This is a genomic window from Sulfitobacter sp. 1A13496, from assembly GCF_043557225.1.
GTDB classification, from domain to species: Bacteria; Pseudomonadota; Alphaproteobacteria; order Rhodobacterales; family Rhodobacteraceae; genus Sulfitobacter; species Sulfitobacter faviae.
Genome location: NZ_JBIFFP010000001.1, coordinates 972,034 through 992,098, shown reverse-complemented (window position 1 = coordinate 992,098; position 20,065 = coordinate 972,034). Strand labels below are relative to the sequence as shown.

Here is a 20,065-nt window from a genome sequence, read left to right as displayed (position 1 = left end):
GCGCGGGCCACGGCCCGCGTTTTGCGTTTTTAGGTCGGCTCTTCGGTATCGCGCTGGTGGGTGTCACCATTAGGCGCGCCATTCTCCAGCAAAATCCGCGCCGCGTCTCCTTCGAGGTCATCGTATTGCCCGTTGCGCAGCGTCCAGAGACAGGCCGCAAGCCCTGCTGCGCCAAGACAGACGGAGACGGGGATGAGAACGATCAGGATATTCATCGGCGCACCGCATTCAAAACCACGAGGATAGACGAGGAAGACATCACCGCCGCCGCCATCAGCGGGGTGGCGAAGCCCATGACCGCCACCGGGATCGCGACCGCGTTATAGGCGGCGGCCAGCCCGAGGTTCTGGCGAATCCGGCTGCGCGCCCGACGGGCCAGCCGCAGGGTATTGGCGACCGCCGAAAGATCACCGCCCAGCATCACCCCGTCTGAGGCGACCCGCGCGGCATCCAGCGCCGTGGCAGGCGCGAGAGAGGCATGCGCCCCGGCAAGCGCCGCCGTGTCATTCAGCCCGTCGCCCACCATGAGCACCCGCTTGCCCCGCGCGGCCATGTCGCGGACCAGACCGGCCTTGTCCTCAGGCCGAACGGCGGCATGGACGGTGGCGATGCCGAGGGTCTGGGCGAGTGTTGAGGCACGCTGCTCGGTATCGCCGGTGACCATCGCCACCTCCAGCCCCCGCCGCCGCAGAGTGTTGACCACTTCCGCCGCACCGGCGCGCGGGGTCTCGGACAGGGGCAAGGGGATAGAGCGGTCTGGCAGATGCAGTTCCGGCCCCTCCAGCCCACGGCGCAGAGAGACCCGCGCCCCGTGCCACAGGCCGCAGACGCCCTCGCCCGGCACCTCTTGCAGGTCGTGCAGATCGGCGGGCATCTGCCCCTGCAACGCCGCCGCCAAGGCGCGCGAGGCTGGGTGGTCAGACGCCTGCGCGAGGGCCAGCGCGACCGATGCCGCCTCTGCATCAAGCGCGGGCAGACGCGCGACTCCTTCGGTCAACGTGCCGGTCTTGTCGAAGAGAACCGTGTCGATCTCGGCCAAACGCTCCAACGCCGTGGGGAATTTCAGCAGCACGCCCGCGCGGAACAAACGCCCGGTCATCGCCGCCGTTACCGCCGGAATGGCCAGCGCCAGTGCGCAGGGGCATGTAATGATCAGCGTCGCCGTGGCCACGGCAATCGCGTTATAAAGGTCCCCGGTCAGTGCCCACCAGACCACGAAAGCCAGCGCCGCCAGCCCATGCACCACCGGCGCATAAAGCCGCGCGGCGCGGTCCGCGATCCCGCTGTAACGGTGTTTGCCGGTCTCGGCGACCTCGACCAAAGCCGCAAGGCGGCGCAGGGTGCTGTCCTCGGCCCGGCGGGTGACCCTTAGGGTCAGCGGCGTGCCAAGGATTACCTCGCCCGCGCAGATCGGCCCGCCCGCCGCCACCGCGACGGGGTCGGCCTCTCCGGTCAGGGCGGAGCGGTCCACCATCACCGCGCCCAAGGCGATGCCATCCACCGGCGCGCGCGCCCCAGCGGCGAGGGCGATGCGGTCATCGGGCATCAGGGCGCTGACGTCCACCGTCTCACGCCCCGTCGCGGTCAGCCGCGTCGCGCGGGGCAGTTCCAGCGCCGTCAACTCCGCCGCGGCGGAACGTGCCGTGGCCCGCGCGCGATGCTCAAGATAGCGGCCCACCAGCAGGAAAAAGGTCAGCGAGAGCGCCGCATCGAACCAAGTATGCGCCCCGGTGGCGGCCAAAGTCTCATAAAGCGAGGTCGCCGCCGCCAGCAGGATCGCCACCGCAATCGGCACATCCATATTCATCCGCCCAGCCCGCAGGGCGACCGATGCCGAGGCGAAGAAGGGCACCGCCGAAAAGGCCAAGGCGGGCAGCGCGATGGCGGCAGAGACCCAGTGAAACATCTCGCGCGTGATATCGCCCGCCCCGGACCAGACCGCGACGGAGACTGCCATCACATTCATCATGGCAAAGCCCGCCACGGCGGCGCGGGCCAGCAGACGGTGGCCCGTGTCATCCCCCGCAGGCCGCAGGGCGGTCGCGTCCAGCTCATGCGCCTCGAAGCCCGCGTCGTTCAACGCCTGAAGCGCGGCGCTGGCGTCATACCCGGGGCTCAGCATGATCCGCACCCGTTTGGCCCCAAGGTTCACCCGCGCGGCTTTGACCGAGGGCAAGCGGGCCAAGACCCCCTCGACCCCCGCAATACAGGCCGCGCAGCGGATCTGCGGCAGGGCGAGATGGATGGCCTTGTCGTTCTCCGCGATGCGCTGCGCCGCGGCCTCAGCCGTGGGGGTGCCTGCGACACAGCCGGGACAGGCGGCGACGGTCATCGTGTCACCCGCAAGGGAATGCGGCGGCGAAAGAGCGTGCCATCGGCGGCGCGCATCTCGATCCGCAGGTTCCAGTTGCCGGGGCCTGCGGTGACCGGCGCGGTCCACGCGCGGCCATCCCAGGCGAAGTCGGGCGTCATGTCATCCGCCACGGTGGTCGCCCGGCCCAATGTCGCCGCGATGATCTCGGGCTGCACCACGCCATTGGCATCCTGCACCGCCAAGCGGAGCGTCTCCCCCGTCAACTCGGTCTGCACCGCCCAGCCGAGCGCTTCCTGCGCCGCGCGGTCGCTGTCAAAATTCTGCGAGGCGACATAGCTCGATTCGGTTTCCTTGCCCGGGAAGGTGCGCACCGCATTGAAAGCGAGCGCGAGGTTCACCGCGATGATGATCGAAAACCCGCCCACGAAGATCGCCAGCACATGCCAGCCTGTCAGGGGGCGCCCCCGTTGCAATTGCGCTGCGGTCATTGGCTGTCCTTTCCATTGAAAATCGTGTCACCAAAGGCCCGCTCGCCCGAGCGGACGTCTTCGACCCAGAACCGCAGATCGCTGCGCGGCGCGGTGGCGGCGTCATTCTGCGGCGGGGCGATGACATAGACCCGTTGCAGGCGGGTGGTGTCGGCGGGGACGGAGACCACCGGACCCGCAGCCCCCTCGACGCTGAGGTCCAAACCACGGTCTCCGGCGAGAGACAGCCGGAAATCCCGTGCCTCCCCATGTTTGTTGCGCAGACGGATGTCATAGGCGTTGCGGATCGACCCGTCCGAGAGGGTGACGAAGGTCGGATTGCGCACCGGCGCGATGGTCATGTCGATCTCAGGCCGGATGAAGAGCGCCACGACAAGCGCCACACCGATGGCGGCCCAAGCGGCGGTATAGATCAAGGTGCGCGGGCGGAAGACATGCTGCCAAAGCGGCTTGGGCTGCCAGGGCGGCGCAGTGGCCCCGGCGACATCGCCCGCGGGCGCCTCGGCAAGGCCCGCCACGGCGGCGCTTTCCTTCGGCGCGGTGGGCGGCTCATCATCCAGCGCGAGGTAGTCGATCAGCCCGCGCGGGCGGCCAATCTTGGCCATCACATCGTCGCAGGCATCGATACAGAGCGCGCAGGTGATACATTCCATCTGCTGGCCTTCGCGGATGTCGATCCCCATCGGGCAGACCGCCACACAGGCGTTGCAATCAATGCAATCGCCCAAAACTTCGCCATCCCGCGACTGGCGGTCGCCCGCGGTGTTTTTGTCGAGCGCCGCACCATAGCGCGCCACCGCATCGCCGCTGCCGATCGCCTCTGCTGCCGCTTTCTGGCGCTTCACCCCGCCCTTGCCGCGCGGCTCGCCCCGCCATTTGCGGTAGCCAACGGTCAGCGTGCCGGGGTCCATCATCGCGCCTTGGATACGGGGCCAAGGGCACATGTAGATGCAGACCTGTTCGCGCATGAAACCGCCAAAGATGAAGGTCGTGGCCGTCAGCACGGCGATGGTGGCATAGGCCACGGGGGCGGCTTGCAGGGTCACGAGGTCGCGCGCGAGGCTTGGCGCATCGGCAAAGTAAAAGACCCAAGCCCCGCCCGTCGCCACCGCGATCAGCAGCCAGACCACCCATTTCGCCCCCCGCAACCGCGCCTTGCGCAGGCTCCAAGGTGCGTTGTGCAGACGGATACGCGCGTTGCGGTCGCCTTCGATCCAACGCTCCACGGTCATGAAGAGATCGGACCAGACGGTCTGCGGGCAGGCATAGCCACACCAGACCCGCCCCAGAGCAGAGGTAAACAGGAACAGCCCCAGCCCCGCCATGATCAGCAGCCCGGCCACGAAGTAGAACTCATGCGGCCAAATCTCGATCCAGAGGAAATGGAAGCGCCGGTTTGCGAGATCGACCAGAACCGCTTGGTCCGGCAGGTTCGGCCCCCGGTCCCAGCGGATCCACGGGGTGATGTAATAGACCCCCAGCGTGAGGATCAGGATCACCCATTTCAACCGACGAAAGAACCCACTGACCCGGCGGGGAAAGATCGGCTCGCGGGCGGCGAAAAGCGGGGGGGCGGCGTTGGACATGGGCAGTAGGCTCCGGTGTTACGTCTTGCGGCCTACACCCCTAGGGCGCAGGCCGCTTTGATCTGCATCAATCCGCAGATTATTTGTCGTACCGGTTTAGTCGGCGGCAGCGCCCTCGGCATCGACCGCGGCCTCACCGCCGCCCAGACCGTGGACATAGGCAGTCACGGCGCGCACCTCGGCCTCGCCCAGACGGGCCTGCCACGGCGGCATCACCCCCATGCGCGGCGCTTTGAGTTGCCGCAGGATCGCCTCATGACTGCCGCCGCGCAGCCAGATCGCATCGGCAAGGTTGGGCGCGCCCATCTCACGGTCGCCAAGGCCGCGCTCCCCATGGCAGGCACTACAGTTGTCGGCATAGACCTCTGCCCCCGCCTGCGCCGCGCCAGCGTCATGCTCAAGCCCCGAAAGGCTGCGCACGAAATGCACGGTGGCGTCGAGCTCGGCCTCCTCCATCCAATCAAACGGCGGCATCTCCGAGAAACGCGCGTCGGGGTCATCCTCGTTGCGGATGCCATGGCGCACGGTATAGGCGATCTCCTCCATCGTGCCGCCCCAGAGCCAGTCATCGTCCAAAAGGTTCGGATAGCCCGAGGCCACCACACCCCCTGCCCCCGCGCCGTGGCATTGCGAGCAATTGGCCGCAAAGACCGAGCGCCCGGCCTGTGTCGCGAAACGCTGAAGTTCTTCGTTGTCCTTCAGCACCCCCAGATCGACGTTGACGAGACTTTCGGTCAGGTCAGCATTCGACAGGTCCACCCGCGCAATCTCGGCAGCGACTTCGCCACGGGTAGAATAGCCGAGCAGCCCCGCCGTCGCGCCTGAGACCATCGGCCAGGCGGGATAAAGGATGGTATAGATCACGCCCCAGACGACCGTTGCGTAAAAGGTCCAGAGCCACCAGCGCGGCAGCGGCGTGTTCAGCTCTTCGATCCCGTCCCAACTGTGGCCTGTGGTCTCGGTCCCGGTGGCGGGGTCGATCTTGCGTTTATCGGTCATGTGCGGGCTCCGTCATTGCGGGCTTGATCGGGGTCGTCGTTGCGAAACGGGACGGCGGCGGCATCGTCGTGCAGGGCGCGCGAGCCGGGGCGAAAGGCCCAAGCAATGACGCCCAGAAAGATCAGCGTCAGGATCAACAGCGCCCAGCTATCGGCCAGTTCACGCAGGAAAGAATAGGTGTCCATTGCGGCCTCCTTAGCGGCTGGCGTCAGGCACGAAGGTCGAGAAATCGACCAGCGTTCCGAGCATTTGCAAATAGGCGATCAGGGCATCCATCTCGCTCACCCCCGGCTGGCCGTCGAAGTTGCGCACCTGCGCGCCGGGGTAGCGTTCCAGCAGCCCATCGTAATCGCCGAAAGGGTCGACTTGCACCCGGAAGTCGCCACGGACATTCGCGATCATCTCATCGCTATAGGGCACGCCGACCGTGCGGTGGGTGGCGACCAGATCGATCACATCCTCAGGCTCAAGTTTGGCGTCCATCAGAAACGCGTATTTCGGCATGATGCTTTCCGGCACCACCGATTGCGGGTCCATCAGGTGATCGACATGCCACTCATCCGAATAGCGCCCGCCGACCCGCGCCAGATCGGGACCGGTGCGTTTGGAACCCCATTGAAACGGGTGGTCATACATCGACTCGGCGGCGAGACTGTAGTGGCCATAGCGCTCCGTCTCATCGCGCATCGGGCGGATCATCTGACTGTGGCAGACATAGCAGCCCTCGCGCACATAGATCTCGCGCCCGGCCAGTTCCAGCGGCGAATAGGGGCGCATGCCCTCGACCTTCTCGATCGTGTTCTCCAGCCAGAACAGCGGCGCGATTTCAATGATGCCGCCGATGCTCACCACCCCGAGCGAGGCGATCAGCAGCAGCGTCGCGTTGCGCTCGAACCGCTGGTGAAAGGTGATCGCCTCCGTCTCGGGCGGCAGTTCGTTGGGAATTTTGCCCTTTTTCATCCCTTCGCTGGCGGTCACCACCTTCGGGTCGTCTGCGGGGTCATAATTGGGGCTGTGGGGGTTCTTGGCCATTGATCTTACTCCGCTGGCAGGGCGACGGTGACGGGGCGGGCTTGCGGGGCGCGGATGGTCATCCACATGTTCCAGACCATCACCGCACCCCCCGCGAGGTAGAGAACCCCGCCCAGACCACGGACCACATACATCAGGAATTTCGCTTCGACGGTGTCGGCAAAGCTGTTGACGAGGAAGCCATTGGCATCGACCTCACGCCACATCAGCCCCTCCATGATGCCCGAGACCCACATCGACGCGGCGTAGAGCACGATCCCAAGGGTCGCGAGCCAGAAGTGCAGGTTGATCGCCGCCATGGAGTGCATCTGCGCCCGGCCCCAGAGCCGCGGGGTGAGGAAGTAGAGCGCGCCAAAGGTGATAAGCCCGTTCCAACCAAGCGCGCCGGAATGCACATGGCCGATGGTCCAGTCGGTGTAGTGGCTGAGGCTGTTCACCGCGCGGATCGACATCATTGGCCCTTCGAAGGTGGACATCCCGTAGAAAGCGAGCGAGGCCACGAACATGCGGATGATCGGATCGGTGCGGATCTTGTCCCACGCGCCTTCGAGCGTCATCAGCCCGTTGATCATGCCGCCCCAGCTTGGCATCCACAGGATGATCGAGAACACCATCCCCAGCGTCGCCGCCCAATCGGGCAAGGCGGTATAGTGCAAGTGGTGCGGACCGGCCCAGATATACAGAAAGATCAGCGCCCAGAAGTGGATGATTGACAGTTTGTAGCTATAGACCGGACGCCCCGCCTGTTTCGGCACGAAGTAATACATCATGCCGAGGAAACCCGCGGTCAGGAAGAAGCCCACGGCGTTATGGCCGTACCACCACTGCGTCATCGCATCCTGCACACCGGCAAAGACCTGCACTGATTTGGAGCCCCAGATCGAGACCGGGATGGCGAGGTTATTGACCACATGCAGCATCGCCACGGTGATGATGAAGGCCAGAAAGAACCAATTGGCGACATAGATATGCCGCTCACGCCGCTTCAGGATCGTGCCGAAGAAGACGGCGAGGTAGACCAGCCAGACGATGGTGAGCCAGATGTCGACGTACCATTCCGGCTCGGCATATTCTTTGGACTGGGTCGCCCCCAGCAGATAGCCCGTGGCCGCCAGAACGATAAAGAGCTGATAGCCCCAAAAGACGAACCAAGCCGCGTTCCCACCCCAGAGCCGCGCCGAAGAGGTGCGCTGCACGATGTAGAAAGACGTGGCGATCAGGGCATTGCCGCCAAAGGCGAAGATCACCGCGCTGGTGTGCAGCGGGCGCAACCGGCCAAAGTTGGCATAGGGCTGTGCCCAGTCGATGTTCAGCGCCGGAAAGGCCAGTTGGAAGGCGATGAAGGTGCCGACCAAAAATCCCACCACGCCCCAAAAGGCGGTGGCGATGACGCCATAGCGAATGGGGCCATCCATATAGCCCTGCGGCGGCGCAGGCGCGACCGGCGCCGCGTCCTCGACAGGCATCCGGCGCAATTGCCAGAAAAACAACCCAGCGGCCACCAACATGACCAGCAGGGCGTGAACCATATAAGCCGGATCGCGCGCCCAATCCGCCCCGAGTGCTGCAAAGAACACTATAAGCGCAAGCACGATCAACTTGAGCGTATCGAACATATTCCGAATCCCTTCATCTTTGGGAGACGGATCGCATGAGCCCCAAGCCGCCGCTTTGATCTATGTCAAAGCCGGGGCGATAAGCCTGCGAAGGGGGCGTTTTTCGTAAGGCGACGGCCTAGCTTTTGGACCGGGCCCCGCTGGGGTCATACATCGGTTTCAAACTAGCCTCGGCCTTGATCCGGCGGCCCGCCACGTCGATCTCATAGGTCGAGGCAAGCAGATCGGCGGGGCTTTCGCCCGCGCAGGGCACATAGCCCAGCCCGATCGCACCCCCTAAGTGATGGCCATAGTTGCCTGAGGTGAGATAGCCCACGATGGCCCCCTCCCGTAGGATCGGTTCAGCGTGGTAGAGCAATGGCTCGGGGTCCGTCAGGCGGAATTGCAGCATCCGCAGTTTCAACCCCTCTTCCTTTTTGCGCAGCACCGCGTCGCGGCCGATGAAATCGGGCTTGTCGGTCTTCACCGCAAAGCCCAAGCCCGCCTCCAGCACATGATCCTCGCAGGTGATGTCATGGCCGAAGTGGCGAAAGCCCTTTTCGATCCGGCAACTGTCCATCGCATGCAGACCGCAAAGTTTCAGGCCAAAGGCCGCGCCCGCTTCCATCAGCGCCTCAAAGACATGGCCTGCCATCTCGGCGCTGACGTAAAGCTCCCAGCCCAGTTCGCCCACATAGGACACCCGATGCGCCCGGGCGAGGCCCATGCCGATCTCGATTTCGCGCGCCATGCCAAAGGGATGGGTGTCATTTGAGAAGTCATTGGGGGAAACGGCCTGCAAGACCTCCCGCGCCTTCGGCCCCATAATCGCGAGCACCGCCTCACCCGCTGTCACATCGGTGATCACCACCATCCGGTTGCCTGCGTGGCGGCGCAGCCATGTCTCATCCGCCAGCCGCGTCGCTGCCGGAGTGACGACAAGATAGGCGGTCTCGCTCAGCCGGGTCACGGTGACATCCGCCTCGATCCCGCCGCGAGGGTTGAGGAACTGAGTGTAGACGATCTTGCCCACCGGCACCGCCATCTGCGCGCCGCAGACGTGGTTCATGAAAGCTTCGGCCTCTGGCCCCTCGACGCGGATTTTGCCGAAAGACGACATATCGTAAAGCCCCACGCCCGCGCGGATGGCGGCATGTTCGGCGGCTTGATTGTCGAACCAATTCTGCCGGCCCCAGCCATAGCGATATTCGCGCGGCTGCCCGGGATCAGCGAACCAATTGGCCCGTTCCCAGCCTGCGAATTCGCCCATGACCGCGCCATGCTCCAGCAGATGCGCATGGAGCGGGCTGCGCCGGATGCCCCGCGCGGTGGCCTTTTGGCGGTAGGGGAAGTGATCGGCATAGAGCAGCCCCAGCGTTTCGGTCGACCGTTCTGCCAGATAGGTCTTGTTGCCCTGAAACGGCTGCATCCGCGCGATGTCCACATCGCCCAGATCAAAGGGTTTCTGCCCGCCCTCCATCCACTGCGCCAGCGCCATGCCCGCCCCGCCTGCCGATTGAATGCCGATGGAGTTGAACCCGGCGGCGACCCAGACATTGTCCATCTCGGGTGCTTGGCCAAGGTGATAGGCATCGTCGGGGGTGAAGCTTTCGGGGCCGTTGAAAAAGGTATGAATTCCCGCCTCCGCGAGCAGCGGCAGCCGTTTGACCGCCATCTCGAGGATCGGCTCGAAATGGTCGAAATCTTCGGGCAATTGATCGAACTCGAAATTTTCGGGGATGCCGTCCAGCGCCCATGGTTTGGCGACGGGTTCGAAAGCGCCGAGCAGGATCTTCCCCGCATCCTCTTTGTAATAGGCGTATTCATCGGGGATGCGCAGCACCGGCAACTCGTGCAAGCCCGGCACGGCCTCGGTGACGATATAGAAATGCTCACAGGCTTGCAGCGGCACGTTGCTGCCCAGCATCCGGCCGACGTCCTGCCCCCACATGCCCGCGCAATTGATGACATGTTCGGCCTCGATCCGGCCCGTGCTGCCATCCTCCCGGGCCCAATCCACCGCGGTGATCCGACGCCCCGCGCGGGTGACCCCCGTCGCCTTGACCCGCTCGGCCACCACCGCGCCACGCGCCCGGGCGCCCTTGGCCAAGGCCAGCGCGATATTGGCCGGATCGCCCTGACCGTCTTTCGGCAGATAGACCGCGCCGGTCATGCCTTTGGTCTCCACATGGGGGTATTTCGCGCGCACCTCTTCAGGCGTGATCTCTTCGACCTCGACGCCAAAGGCGCGGGCCATGGCGGCCTGCCGCAGGATCTCCTCGCGCCGCGCAGGCGTCAGGGCGGCGGTGATCGAGCCCACGCGCTTGAACCCGGTGGCGACCCCGGTTTCCCCCTCCAACGCGCCGTAGAGTTCTTGGGAGTATGCCGCCAGCCGCGTCATGTTCTGCGTCGCGCGCAGCTGCGCGATCAGCCCCGCCGCGTGCCATGTGGTGCCGGAGGTCAGTTGTTTGCGCTCCAGCAGTACCACATCGGTCCAGCCGAGCTTTGTCAGATGATAGGCGACCGAACAGCCGATCACGCCACCGCCGATAATCACCGCGCGGGCTTTGGTAGGAAGCTGTACCATCTCAGGCCTCCTGCGCGCGGATACGCGCATTTTCGCTGTCCCAGAGAGGGCCGTCGGGCTGCACCGTAGCGCGGTAGCTTTGCCCATAGATTTCGACCGTGAGTTCGGTGCCCGGCACCGCAGCCTCGGCCCGCACGACGCCGAGGGCGATGGAGGCATCAACCCGGTAGCCATAGCCGCCACTCGTCACCTCGCCCACGGCATCTCCCTTCAGGCGCAGCGTGGCCATCGGCGGCGCATCTTGCGGGTTGCCTTCAACCACCAGCGTCACGAAGCGGCGCTGTGGCCCTGCGTCCCGTTCGGCGATCAGCGCCTCCTTTCCTGGAAATGCCTCCGGCTTGTCGAGGCGGAGGAAACGGTCCAAGCCGGCCTCCAGCAAGGTATACTCCTGCGACAGATCGCCCTTCCACGTCCGGTAGCCTTTTTCCAGCCGCATGGAATTGAGCGCGAACATCCCAAAGGGCCTGGCCCCGCCCGCGATGACCGCATCATAGATCGCCGGCATGTCTTCGGGGGCCGCGTGGATTTCCCAGCCCAACTCGCCCGCGAAACAGACCCGGGCGAGCAGCGCTGGCTTGCCCTTTACCGACGCCTCTTGATGGCTGAGCCACGGCAGCGCCAGATCGGCCTCCGGAGCAAGCGGCGCCAGCAGGGCGCGGGATTTCGGGCCGCACAGGATCAGGGTCGAGACGGCATCGGTTCGATCCGTCAGGCCGATCTCACCCTCTTGGGGCAGCGCATCGCGCAGCAATTCATAGTCATGCCATTGCGCGGGCGCGGCGGTGATCAGGGTGAAGTCATCCTCCGCATGGCGCAGGATCGACATCTCGGTCAGCGCCCGGCCCCGGCTGTCGGGGAAATAGCCCAGCGTCATCCGCCCGACCTTGGGAAGCGCGCCCGCGATCCGCCCCCTCAGCCATTCCGCCGCCCCCGGCCCCGCAAGCGCGAACCGCGAGAACCCCGGCAGATCGAGCACGCCCACATCGTCGCGCACCGCCGCGACCTCCTCACGAATCCGCGCCGCCCATGGGCCATCCCGGTCCCATGTCTGGGTCGCGGACTCTGAGGTGTTATCACCGGGTTTGGCGAAATAATTCGCCCGCTCCCACCCGTTGTAGGCCCCCATCTGACCGCCCGCGTCGCACAGACGGTCGTGCAGCGTTGACAGCTTCTTATCGCGCCCGGCATGCCATGCGTGATGCGGAAAATGCATCGCATATTCATGGCCATAGGTCTCAAGCGCCTTAGCGAGGGTAAAGTCGTGATCGGCATGGGCGGTGTAGCGGCGCGGGTCGACATCCCACATGTCCCACTCCGTTTCACCTTGCGTGATCCATTCGGCCATGACCTTGCCCGCGCCGCCGCCCTGCGCGATACCAAAGGTAAAGCTATGCGCCTCGAAAGCGTTTGGCACGCCGGGCATCGGGCCCAGCATCGGCAGCCCATCGGGCGCATAGGGGATCGGCCCGTTGATCACCCGCCCCACACCGCTCTGGCCCAACAGCGGCATCCGCGCCATGGCGTCTTCAATATACCATTCCAGCCGATCCAGATCGTCGGGATAAAGCTGAAAACTGAAATCCTCGGGCATCGGATCGTCAGGGGTGATCCAATGCGCCTTGCAGTTGCGCTCATAGGGGCCGAGGTTCAGCCCGTTCTTGTCCTGCCGCAGGTAGTAGGAACTGTCCACATCGCGGACCATTGGCATCTTATGGCCCTTCTCGGCGGTCCAAGCGGCAAGCTCGGGGATTTCCTCGGTCAGGAAATACTGATGGCTCATCACCACCGCAGGCACTTGGCGGCCCCCATGTGGGCGGAACCATTCGCCCACCCGTTGCGCGTAGTAGCCAGCAGCGTTGACCACCTTCTCGCAGCGGATCGCGCCCTTATCGGTATGGACGATCCATTCATCCCCTTCGCGGTCTATCCCGGTCGCGGGGGTGAAACGATGGATCGCCGCGCCCGCCTCTCGCGCGCCTTTGGCAAGGGCTTGGGTCAGCTGCGCCGGGTCGATGTCCCCATCCAAGGGATCCCACAGCCCGCCCGCCAGATCGTGCAACTCTATGAAAGGGTTGTGTTCCTTCAATTCGGCTGGGGTGCACATCTCCATCCCCAGCCCCTGCGCGCGGGCCATGGAGGCGACATGTTCAAACTCCTGCATCCTCTCCCGACTATGCGCGAGCCGCAGCGCCCCGGTGACATGGTAATTGATCGGATAGCCCACCTCCCCGCCCAAACTGCGGTACATCTCAAGCCCGTAGCGCTGCATGTTCATCACGGCCCAAGAGTTCGAGAAATTCGGGCAATTGCCCGCCGCGTGCCAAGTGGAGCCTGCCGTCAGTTCGTTCTTCTCAAGCAAGACGCAATCGGTCCAGCCCGCGCGGGCAAGGTGGTATAGGGTCGAGACCCCAACCACCCCGCCCCCGATGATCACAACCCGTGCCGTTGTCGGAAAATCAGCCACACGCACCTCCTATCGCCATGCACCGCCAAAGGGCTGGCCAGAGGCGCCCCCGGTCAGTTGCAGTTCTTTTAAATTGATGAAAACCCGGTTCAGTAAACCGGCGGAGAGATCACCCAGACCACCACGGCGGGCGTGTCGTGCGGGTTGTCCCAAGTGTAATATTCGCCGCGAATGCGAAAGCTGTCGCCGGGGCCAACGGTAAAGCGGCGGTCGGCAATCGTGAGGTTCAACCGGCCCGAGATGACGAAGCCGACCTCTTGCGTCTCCCGCTTCACCGGCGCTTCCAGCCCCGAATAGGCCGCAAAGGTCGAATGGATCACTTCGAAACTGTCGGTCAGATCGGGCGAAAGCAGTTCTTCCGTCAGCCCATTGGCGGCACTGCCCATGGCCCGCCGCGCCCCGGCCCGCACGACATAGCCGCGCTCTTCGGAGGTCACTGTCGCCTCGCCGAAAAGCAGGGAAATCGGCACGTCCAAAATCTCGGCCATGCGCCGCAGATCGGCGATGGAGGGGGTCGAGATATCGCGTTCGACCTGACTGACCCAGCCAACCGAACGGTCCAACGCCTCGGCCATATCCGCAAGCGTCAGTTTCCGCCCCTTGCGGATCGCGCGCAAATCCGCACCGAGTGAGCGTGGGCTCGTGCCCCCGGCCCCGTACGTCTTCGCTCGGGTCATGTGAAAATTCTCTCCATTTTTTCACTGTGGCGCGGAATTCGGCGTCTGGCAAGTGTTTTTCCTTGAAAACGAAGGGTGACGGGCGGGGTTAAGACCGCCCTTTCCAAGGCACCAGCAACCGCTCAGCCTTGCGCATCAGCATGTCGATGCCGAAACCGATGATGCCGATCAGGATGATCCCCATGAGCACGATATCAGTCAGTTGGAATTTGGAGGCGACCATGATCATCATCCCCGCCCCCTTCTCTGCCGCGACCAGTTCGGCGGCGACCACCGTGCCCCAGCAGACCCCCATCGCCACCCGCGCGCCGGTAAAGATCTCGGGCAGTGAGTTTGGCACGATGACATGGCGCATGATCTGCGCCTTGGAGGCGCCCAGAGAATAAGCCGCATGGACCTTGGTGATATTCACCCCCGACACGCCCGACCGCGCAGCAATGGCCATGATCCACAGCGCCGCGAGGAACAGCAGGATGATCTTGCCCACCTCCCCGATCCCCGCCCAGATGATCACCAGCGGGATCAGCGCGAGCGGCGGCACCGGGCGCATGAATTCGACAATCGGATCGAACCAGCCCCGAAACCAGCCCGACAGCCCCATGGCATAGCCCAGCGGAATGCCCACCAGCGCCCCAAGAGCGAACCCCACCACCACGCGGAACAGCGAATAGCCCAGATGCTCCCACAGGGTGCTGTCGCGGTAGCCTTGGCTTGAGATTTCAGCAAGGCGGGAGACCACGGCTTCGGGGGGCGGCAGCCAGATCGGCTCCATCTGCCAACCCTTGGCAGGCTCGAAGTTCAGCGTGCCCTTGGGCGACATGCCCACACGGCCAAACTCGGTCTGCACCTCGCCACCGGGCGCGATCTTCTGCCCGTTCACGGCAACAACCCGGTGCCCGAGATCGCGGCCCTTCTCGTCATTCTTATCAACACGCAACAGCCCCGAGCGCCAAGCGCCGATGGTGAAAGCGTCATTCTTGGCCCAGCCTTCGCCGGGATCGACTTGCGGCGTCTCGGCGTCTTCGCCCACCGGATGCACCAGCACCGTGATCGTGCCGTCATCGCGGGAGCCGTCATCGGCCTCGGCAGTATAGGTCAGCTCGGCCAGCCCCTCAAACGGGCCGGGCGCATGTAAAAACCGGGGCAGCAGGGATGAGCCGGTGAAGGCGCCCCACAGCAAGAAGATCGTCAGGATCGAAATCACGCTGGCGGTGCGGTTCGACGTCACCGCGCTTTCGTCGCCAAAGGTTACCGTTTTACGCGCCGCGAAACCGCTGGCGGTCTGATCGACAACCAGACGGACAAGGAAGAAGGAAAGCGCGAAGATGACGATATAAATAAGCAGGATCAACATCATGCCTCCTCCGTCCGGCCCATGATCTCTTCCTCCATGTCCCAGATCATGCCGAGGATCTCCTCGCGCCTTTCGGCGAATTCCGGGTGTTTCTTGACCTCACGCAGGTCTTGCCCCACGCCCAGATCGGCAAAGGGCAGACGGTATTCGCGGTGAATGCGCCCCGGGCGCGGCGCCATGACCAAAAGCCGCTCGCCAAGCAGCAGCGCCTCTTCGACCGAATGGGTGATCAAGATGATGGTCTTGCCGGTCTCTTTCCACAGTTTCAGCACGAGGCTTTGCATTTTTTCGCGGGTCAGCGCATCCAGCGCGCCCAAGGGTTCGTCCATCAAGATCACATCGGGGTCATTCGCCAGACAACGCGCCAGCGCCACCCGCTGCTGCATCCCGCCAGAGAGTTCGTAGATCGCCTTTTCCTTGAAATCGCCCAGCCCGACGATATCGAGCAAATGGTCAACCTCGGCCCCGTATTGCTTTTCGCCCTGCCCCTTCATGCGCGGACCAAAACTCACGTTTTCACGCACTGACATCCACTCAAAGAGCGCGCCCTGTTGAAAGACCATGCCACGCTCGGCATCCGGCCCGGTGACGCTATGGCCGTTCATCACGATCTCGCCCGAACTGGGGGCAAGGAAACCCGCCACGATATTGAGCAGCGTCGTCTTGCCACAGCCCGAGGGGCCGAGGACCGACATCAACTCCCCCTCCGCAAGATCAAGCGATACGTCCTCAAGCGCCTGCACATGACTGCCATTGGGCAGATCAAACCGCATCGACAGGTTTTCGATTTTCAATCCCGACATGCCGCCCCGCTGCATATTCGTTTATCGGCGCGCCCCATCTGCCCGGTCCCTCGCAATCAGGCACCGGGCTGCAACGGGGCGGCCTATTTTTGCGCCGCTTGGCTTACATATCGCTCGCGGCTTGCAGCGGGCCGGTGTTCACCGCGTCTTCATAGCTGTCGAGCGCACCGTCGATCGCGCCTGCTTCGACAAAGACATCGGCCACGCCTTTCATAAACTCCTGCGCGCCCCCGCCGAGCCATTTCTCACCCATTTGCTCATCGACCGAAGGGAAGGAGAAGGTCGCGATGGTTTCCATCGTGGCGTCTTCGTCCATACCGGCGTCCTTGGCGATGACGGGCAGCATCTTGTCGCGGTTGGCCTCATCCGCCCACATCGCATTTGCCTCGGCCGTCACGCTCAAGAAGGCCGCGACCGTGTCGGAGTTCTCGGCCACCCAAGAGGCCGGGCCGGAAGTGACGTCGAAGACGAGAATGCCCAGCTCTTCCTTCTCCGCGCCGGTCAAAAGGATATTGCCATGTTCCATCATCCGGCGCAGCGATCCACCCCAGCCGCAGGCCATATCGACCGATCCCTGTGCGATGGCCGCGGCCCCATCTGGCGGCGCCATATCCACCACGTCGAGCGATCCAACATCGACGTCGAAGTGGTTCATTTGTTTTAGAAAACCGTAATGCGCAGCTGTACCGAGCGGCACCGCGACCTTCTTGCCCGTCAGTTCCTCGGCAGAGGATTTGTCGATCTCCAGCGCCTCGCGCACGACGCAATTGTCATTCTCGGAATAGCTGACCGCGACATCGAGAATTTGCAGGTCTTGCCCCGCCGAAGTGGCGACCACGAAGGGCGGCACGCCTTGGCTGAGCGACAACTGCACATCCCCCGAGGCCATCGCCGCCGACATGGCGGTGCCGGAATCGAAGCTCACCCAATTCACCGTCGTGCCGAGCGCTTCGTCATACATCCCCTCCGCCTTGGCGTATTGGAACGGCATCGGCCATTCGAGGAAATACCCAACGGTCAGATCCTGCGCGGCGGATTGGCTGACCCCCAGCACAAGCAGGCTGGCGGCGGTGCCCATCAGTTTCACGGTCTTCATGATAGTCTCCCTTGGTTTGTTATGGTCGCGGCTTGCAGTCGAACTCCCGTTCACATGGATCGCGACCATCGGCCCTGTCAGACATCAGGAAGGGCAAGCCCCGGGTCATGTGAAAAAATCCCTCACGATTTCACGATACGGGCGGAATTGAACTTTTCAACAATTTTCTCACGACGCAGCGCAACATAATTTCAATGTTAAGAAGTATGCGTAGAAAATACGCCAGAGCGCGCGTTGTCTGCGAGAACTACGCGGAATTTCTAAACAGAAATTTAAGGGTTTTAGCTGACCGTCAGCCTCGACCCAATGATTAGGGGAGCCTTAACCAATCGGAATGCCCCGGCCCGGGCCGGGGCGCTCTTGACCCGCGCGGGCGCGGGTCAAGTCTATCAATACGCTTCTAGAACAAGCGCTTACCAGGAGGTGATGACCGTGCCCTGATAGCTTTCATCGATGAAGGTTTTGATCTCATCGGAGTGATAGGCCTTGAGCAATGTCTCAACCCATGCCGCTTCCTCGTCGCCCTTGCGGACGGCGATGACGTTCACATAGGGGTTCTCGGCGCTTTCCATCGCGATGGAATCTTCCTTGGGGCTGAGGCCCGAGGCAATCGCGTAGTTGGTGTTGATCAAAGCCGCATCCAGATCGGCCAGCGAACGCGGCAGTTGCGCGGCGTCGAGTTCTTTGAAGGACAGGTCTTTGGGGTTCTCTATGATGTCGAGGACGGTCGGCACCAGACCTGCGGCCTCATCGACTTTGATCAACCCGAGTTCTTGCAGAACCAACAGCGCGCGGCCACCGTTCGTGGGATCGTTCGGAATGCCGAATGTCGCGCCTTCTTCGAGATCGGCAAGATCGGTGATCTTGTCGGAATAGACGCCCATCGGGGTGGTGATCGTGTTGCCGACCACGCTCAGCTCAAAGCCGCGGTCTTTCATCTGCGCTTCGAGATAGGGCACGTGCTGGAAAGAGTTCGCCTGAATGTCGCCATCGGCGAGTGCTTGGTTCGGCACCACATAGTCAGAGAATTCGACCACGTCGATCTCAAGCCCCATAGGCTCCGCGATGCGGGCGACCTCTTCCATGATCTCGGCGTGTTCGCCGGGGGACACACCGACCTTGATTTCTTCGGCGGCAAGGCCGGTGGCCATCAACGCCAGAACGGAGGTGAGTGTTGTAAGACGAAGCATAGTAGTCTCCTTAGATTGAGAGAGCGGAAGTAAGGCGCGGTCTATTGGCCGCCGCTTTTGGTGGCCCGTTTGTCCACGGCGCTGGCAATACGCTCACCAATGGACTGCACAAGCTGCACCAATACGATAAGAATGATCACGACGATCGCCATGACGTCGGGCATAAACCGTTGATATCCATAACGGATACCCAGATCACCCAGCCCCTCGCCGCCCACGGCGCCGACCATGGCAGAATAGCCGATCAGGCTAACGATAGCGAGGGTGAGGCCCAGTGTGATGCTCGGCAGCGCCTCGGGCAGTAGCACCTTGCGGATGATTTGCAGCGGCGTCGCGCCCATGGCGCGGGCGGCTTCGATCAAGCCGGAATCGACTTCGCGGATCGCGTTTTCCACCAGACGGGCGATGAAAGGCACGGTCGCAATCGTCAGCGGCACGATCGCCGCCGTGGTGCCGATCGAGGTGCCCGCGATCATGCGGGTAAATGGGATGATCGCCACGACCAGAATGATGAACGGCACGGAACGCGTGGCGTTCACCACCAACCCCAGCACCTTGTTCACCCATGGGGACGACAGCAGTTCGCCGCGCTGCGAGGTGGCCAGAAACAACCCCAGCGGCAGGCCGAAAACGGTGCCGAGGATGGCCGAGATTGCGACCATGTAAAGCGTTTGCCCCGTGGCCTCGATCAATAGGTTAATCAGGTTAGCCGACATAGCCCAGCACCTCCGTCAGAAGCCCGTGTTGTTCCAAAAACGCCCGCGCTTGGGCGGCCTGCGCCACGGGCATCGACACCAGCAGGTTGCCGAAGGGCCGCGTGCCGATCTCTTCCACCGCACCGGCAAGAATATTGACCGGAATGCCCATCTCTTGCGTCAATCGCGCCAGCATCGGATCGGTGGCATGGGTGCCCGCAAAGGTGACGCGGATGACCTCTTCGCCCCCTGCCGCGGGCGGGGTTTGGGTCAGGCGGTCTTTGACGAAGGCAGGCAGGGTGACGCCCGTCACGCCCGACAGGAAAGACCGCGTCGTCGCATGTTGCGGCGCGGTGAAGATGTCATAGGTCTCCCCATGCTCCACGATGCGGCCCGCGTCGATCACGGCCACATGGCTCGCGATGTCGCGCACCACAGCCATCTCATGGGTGATCAGCAGGATCGTCAGCCCCAGATCGCGGTTGATGTCTTTCAGCAGTGCCAGAACCGTTTGGGTCGTCTCAGGGTCGAGCGCCGATGTCGCCTCATCCGACAGCAGCACCTTCGGTCCGGTGGCCAAAGCCCGCGCGATGCCGATACGCTGTTTCTGCCCACCCGAAAGCTCCGCCGGATAGCGCCCCGCCTGCGCGCTGAGACCGACACGGTCGATCAGGTCGGCCACCCGCGGCTTGATCTGCGCGCTCGGCATTCCCGCCACTTCGAGCGGCAGGGCGATATTGCCCGCCACAGTGCGTGAAGACAGCAGGTTAAAGTGTTGAAAAATCATGCCAACGTCACGGCGGATCGCGCGCAGCTTGCCGCCCTTGGCGCTGCCAACATCCTCACCCCCGACCAGCACTTTGCCGGTCGTCGGATGCTCCAACCCGTTGACCATACGCAGCAGGGTCGACTTGCCCGCCCCCGAACGCCCGATAATCCCGGTGATGGAGCCGGGCGCCACGTCGAGGGAAATCCCTTCGAGCGCGTTCACGGTCGCACCGCCCGCTTTGGTAAAGGCCTTGCCGACCTTGTCAAAGGCGATCGAGGCGCCTTCTGTAGTGATATCAGTCATTTTCCGTCCGGATCGGGGTGGGTTTCGAGTGGTGCCCCCGTAGATAGAACCCCTGCGGGCGATGCAAGGGATGATCATGCATAGCTGCCTTGTTTCTCGGGCCTATCTCTCAC

Annotated in this window: 17 protein-coding genes; all 17 read right to left on the bottom strand. The window is 63.5% G+C overall.

What is annotated here, in order from left to right; genetic code table 11:
* Positions 1-29: 29 nt before the first annotated feature.
* Entirely contained in the window at positions 30-215 is a 186-nt protein-coding gene (gene ccoS, locus ACGYLX_RS04835) for a cbb3-type cytochrome oxidase assembly protein CcoS (protein WP_394447633.1), read from the bottom strand.
* Positions 212-2,332, bottom strand: coding sequence for a heavy metal translocating P-type ATPase (locus tag ACGYLX_RS04830; RefSeq protein ID WP_394447631.1), 2,121 nt, complete (start codon positions 2,330-2,332; stop codon positions 212-214). The genes ccoS and ACGYLX_RS04830 overlap by 4 nt, the downstream gene beginning before the upstream one ends.
* On the bottom strand, positions 2,329-2,802 hold the full coding sequence (locus ACGYLX_RS04825) for a FixH family protein (protein WP_394447629.1): 474 nt from the start codon (positions 2,800-2,802) through the stop codon (positions 2,329-2,331). Before ACGYLX_RS04825 ends, ACGYLX_RS04830 begins: the two co-directional genes overlap by 4 nt.
* Positions 2,799-4,388: a cytochrome c oxidase accessory protein CcoG gene (gene ccoG / locus ACGYLX_RS04820; protein ID WP_394447627.1), complete on the bottom strand. Its 1,590-nt coding sequence runs from the start codon at positions 4,386-4,388 to the stop codon at positions 2,799-2,801. Before ccoG ends, ACGYLX_RS04825 begins: the two co-directional genes overlap by 4 nt.
* A gap of 96 nt (positions 4,389-4,484) precedes the next feature.
* On the bottom strand, positions 4,485-5,387 hold the full coding sequence (ccoP, locus tag ACGYLX_RS04815) for a cytochrome-c oxidase, cbb3-type subunit III (protein ID WP_394447625.1): 903 nt from the start codon (positions 5,385-5,387) through the stop codon (positions 4,485-4,487).
* On the bottom strand, positions 5,384-5,572 hold the full coding sequence (locus tag ACGYLX_RS04810; protein WP_136720504.1) for a cbb3-type cytochrome c oxidase subunit 3: 189 nt from the start codon (positions 5,570-5,572) through the stop codon (positions 5,384-5,386). Before ACGYLX_RS04810 ends, ccoP begins: the two co-directional genes overlap by 4 nt.
* A 10-nt stretch (positions 5,573-5,582) precedes the next feature.
* Entirely contained in the window at positions 5,583-6,419 is an 837-nt protein-coding gene (gene ccoO / locus ACGYLX_RS04805; protein WP_394447623.1) for a cytochrome-c oxidase, cbb3-type subunit II, read from the bottom strand.
* A gap of 5 nt (positions 6,420-6,424) precedes the next feature.
* Positions 6,425-8,035 (bottom strand): cytochrome-c oxidase, cbb3-type subunit I, encoded by a 1,611-nt coding sequence (gene ccoN, locus ACGYLX_RS04800; RefSeq protein ID WP_271687301.1) that lies wholly within the window; start codon positions 8,033-8,035, stop codon positions 6,425-6,427.
* 118 nt (positions 8,036-8,153) lie between these two features.
* Complete coding sequence (locus tag ACGYLX_RS04795) at positions 8,154-10,601, bottom strand: FAD-dependent oxidoreductase (protein WP_168613301.1); 2,448 nt, start codon at positions 10,599-10,601, stop codon at positions 8,154-8,156.
* A 1-nt stretch (position 10,602) separates the two neighbouring features.
* The gene (locus ACGYLX_RS04790) at positions 10,603-13,065 is read right to left on the bottom strand and encodes an FAD-dependent oxidoreductase (RefSeq protein ID WP_394447621.1); all 2,463 of its coding nucleotides are present in this window, start codon (positions 13,063-13,065) and stop codon (positions 10,603-10,605) included.
* A gap of 89 nt (positions 13,066-13,154) precedes the next feature.
* The gene (locus ACGYLX_RS04785; protein WP_168613585.1) at positions 13,155-13,742 is read right to left on the bottom strand and encodes an XRE family transcriptional regulator; all 588 of its coding nucleotides are present in this window, start codon (positions 13,740-13,742) and stop codon (positions 13,155-13,157) included.
* Between the two features lie 88 nt (positions 13,743-13,830).
* A complete protein-coding gene (locus tag ACGYLX_RS04780; RefSeq protein WP_394448091.1) occupies positions 13,831-15,096 on the bottom strand; it encodes an ABC transporter permease in 1,266 nt (421 codons plus the stop codon).
* Positions 15,096-15,899: a taurine ABC transporter ATP-binding protein gene (locus tag ACGYLX_RS04775; RefSeq protein WP_067266249.1), complete on the bottom strand. Its 804-nt coding sequence runs from the start codon at positions 15,897-15,899 to the stop codon at positions 15,096-15,098. The genes ACGYLX_RS04780 and ACGYLX_RS04775 overlap by 1 nt, the downstream gene beginning before the upstream one ends.
* A 103-nt stretch (positions 15,900-16,002) precedes the next feature.
* Entirely contained in the window at positions 16,003-16,995 is a 993-nt protein-coding gene (locus ACGYLX_RS04770) for an ABC transporter substrate-binding protein (RefSeq protein WP_168613496.1), read from the bottom strand.
* 413 nt (positions 16,996-17,408) lie between these two features.
* Entirely contained in the window at positions 17,409-18,185 is a 777-nt protein-coding gene (locus ACGYLX_RS04765; RefSeq protein ID WP_394447619.1) for a MetQ/NlpA family ABC transporter substrate-binding protein, read from the bottom strand.
* A 41-nt stretch (positions 18,186-18,226) separates the two neighbouring features.
* The gene (locus tag ACGYLX_RS04760; protein WP_168613204.1) at positions 18,227-18,901 is read right to left on the bottom strand and encodes a methionine ABC transporter permease; all 675 of its coding nucleotides are present in this window, start codon (positions 18,899-18,901) and stop codon (positions 18,227-18,229) included.
* Positions 18,891-19,952 (bottom strand): methionine ABC transporter ATP-binding protein, encoded by a 1,062-nt coding sequence (locus tag ACGYLX_RS04755; protein ID WP_168613205.1) that lies wholly within the window; start codon positions 19,950-19,952, stop codon positions 18,891-18,893. The genes ACGYLX_RS04760 and ACGYLX_RS04755 overlap by 11 nt, the downstream gene beginning before the upstream one ends.
* Positions 19,953-20,065 lie beyond the last annotated feature (113 nt).

Excerpts from the sequence above, each read along its gene's own strand:
- ccoS (WP_394447633.1), bottom strand. The coding sequence starts at position 215 with ATGAATATCCTGATCGTTCTCATCCCCGTCTCCGTCTGTCTTGGCGCA.
- ACGYLX_RS04830 (WP_394447631.1), bottom strand. The coding sequence starts at position 2,332 with ATGACCGTCGCCGCCTGTCCCGGCTGTGTCGCAGGCACCCCCACGGCT.
- ACGYLX_RS04825 (WP_394447629.1), bottom strand. The coding sequence starts at position 2,802 with ATGACCGCAGCGCAATTGCAACGGGGGCGCCCCCTGACAGGCTGGCAT.
- ccoG (WP_394447627.1), bottom strand. The coding sequence starts at position 4,388 with ATGTCCAACGCCGCCCCCCCGCTTTTCGCCGCCCGCGAGCCGATCTTT.
- ccoP (WP_394447625.1), bottom strand. The coding sequence starts at position 5,387 with ATGACCGATAAACGCAAGATCGACCCCGCCACCGGGACCGAGACCACA.
- ACGYLX_RS04810 (WP_136720504.1), bottom strand. The coding sequence starts at position 5,572 with ATGGACACCTATTCTTTCCTGCGTGAACTGGCCGATAGCTGGGCGCTG.
- ccoO (WP_394447623.1), bottom strand. The coding sequence starts at position 6,419 with ATGGCCAAGAACCCCCACAGCCCCAATTATGACCCCGCAGACGACCCG.
- ccoN (WP_271687301.1), bottom strand. The coding sequence starts at position 8,035 with ATGTTCGATACGCTCAAGTTGATCGTGCTTGCGCTTATAGTGTTCTTT.
- ACGYLX_RS04795 (WP_168613301.1), bottom strand. The coding sequence starts at position 10,601 with ATGGTACAGCTTCCTACCAAAGCCCGCGCGGTGATTATCGGCGGTGGC.
- ACGYLX_RS04785 (WP_168613585.1), bottom strand. The coding sequence starts at position 13,742 with ATGACCCGAGCGAAGACGTACGGGGCCGGGGGCACGAGCCCACGCTCA.
- ACGYLX_RS04780 (WP_394448091.1), bottom strand. The coding sequence starts at position 15,096 with ATGTTGATCCTGCTTATTTATATCGTCATCTTCGCGCTTTCCTTCTTC.
- ACGYLX_RS04775 (WP_067266249.1), bottom strand. The coding sequence starts at position 15,899 with ATGTCGGGATTGAAAATCGAAAACCTGTCGATGCGGTTTGATCTGCCC.
- ACGYLX_RS04770 (WP_168613496.1), bottom strand. The coding sequence starts at position 16,995 with ATGAAGACCGTGAAACTGATGGGCACCGCCGCCAGCCTGCTTGTGCTG.
- ACGYLX_RS04765 (WP_394447619.1), bottom strand. The coding sequence starts at position 18,185 with ATGCTTCGTCTTACAACACTCACCTCCGTTCTGGCGTTGATGGCCACC.
- ACGYLX_RS04760 (WP_168613204.1), bottom strand. The coding sequence starts at position 18,901 with ATGTCGGCTAACCTGATTAACCTATTGATCGAGGCCACGGGGCAAACG.
- ACGYLX_RS04755 (WP_168613205.1), bottom strand. The coding sequence starts at position 19,952 with ATGACTGATATCACTACAGAAGGCGCCTCGATCGCCTTTGACAAGGTC.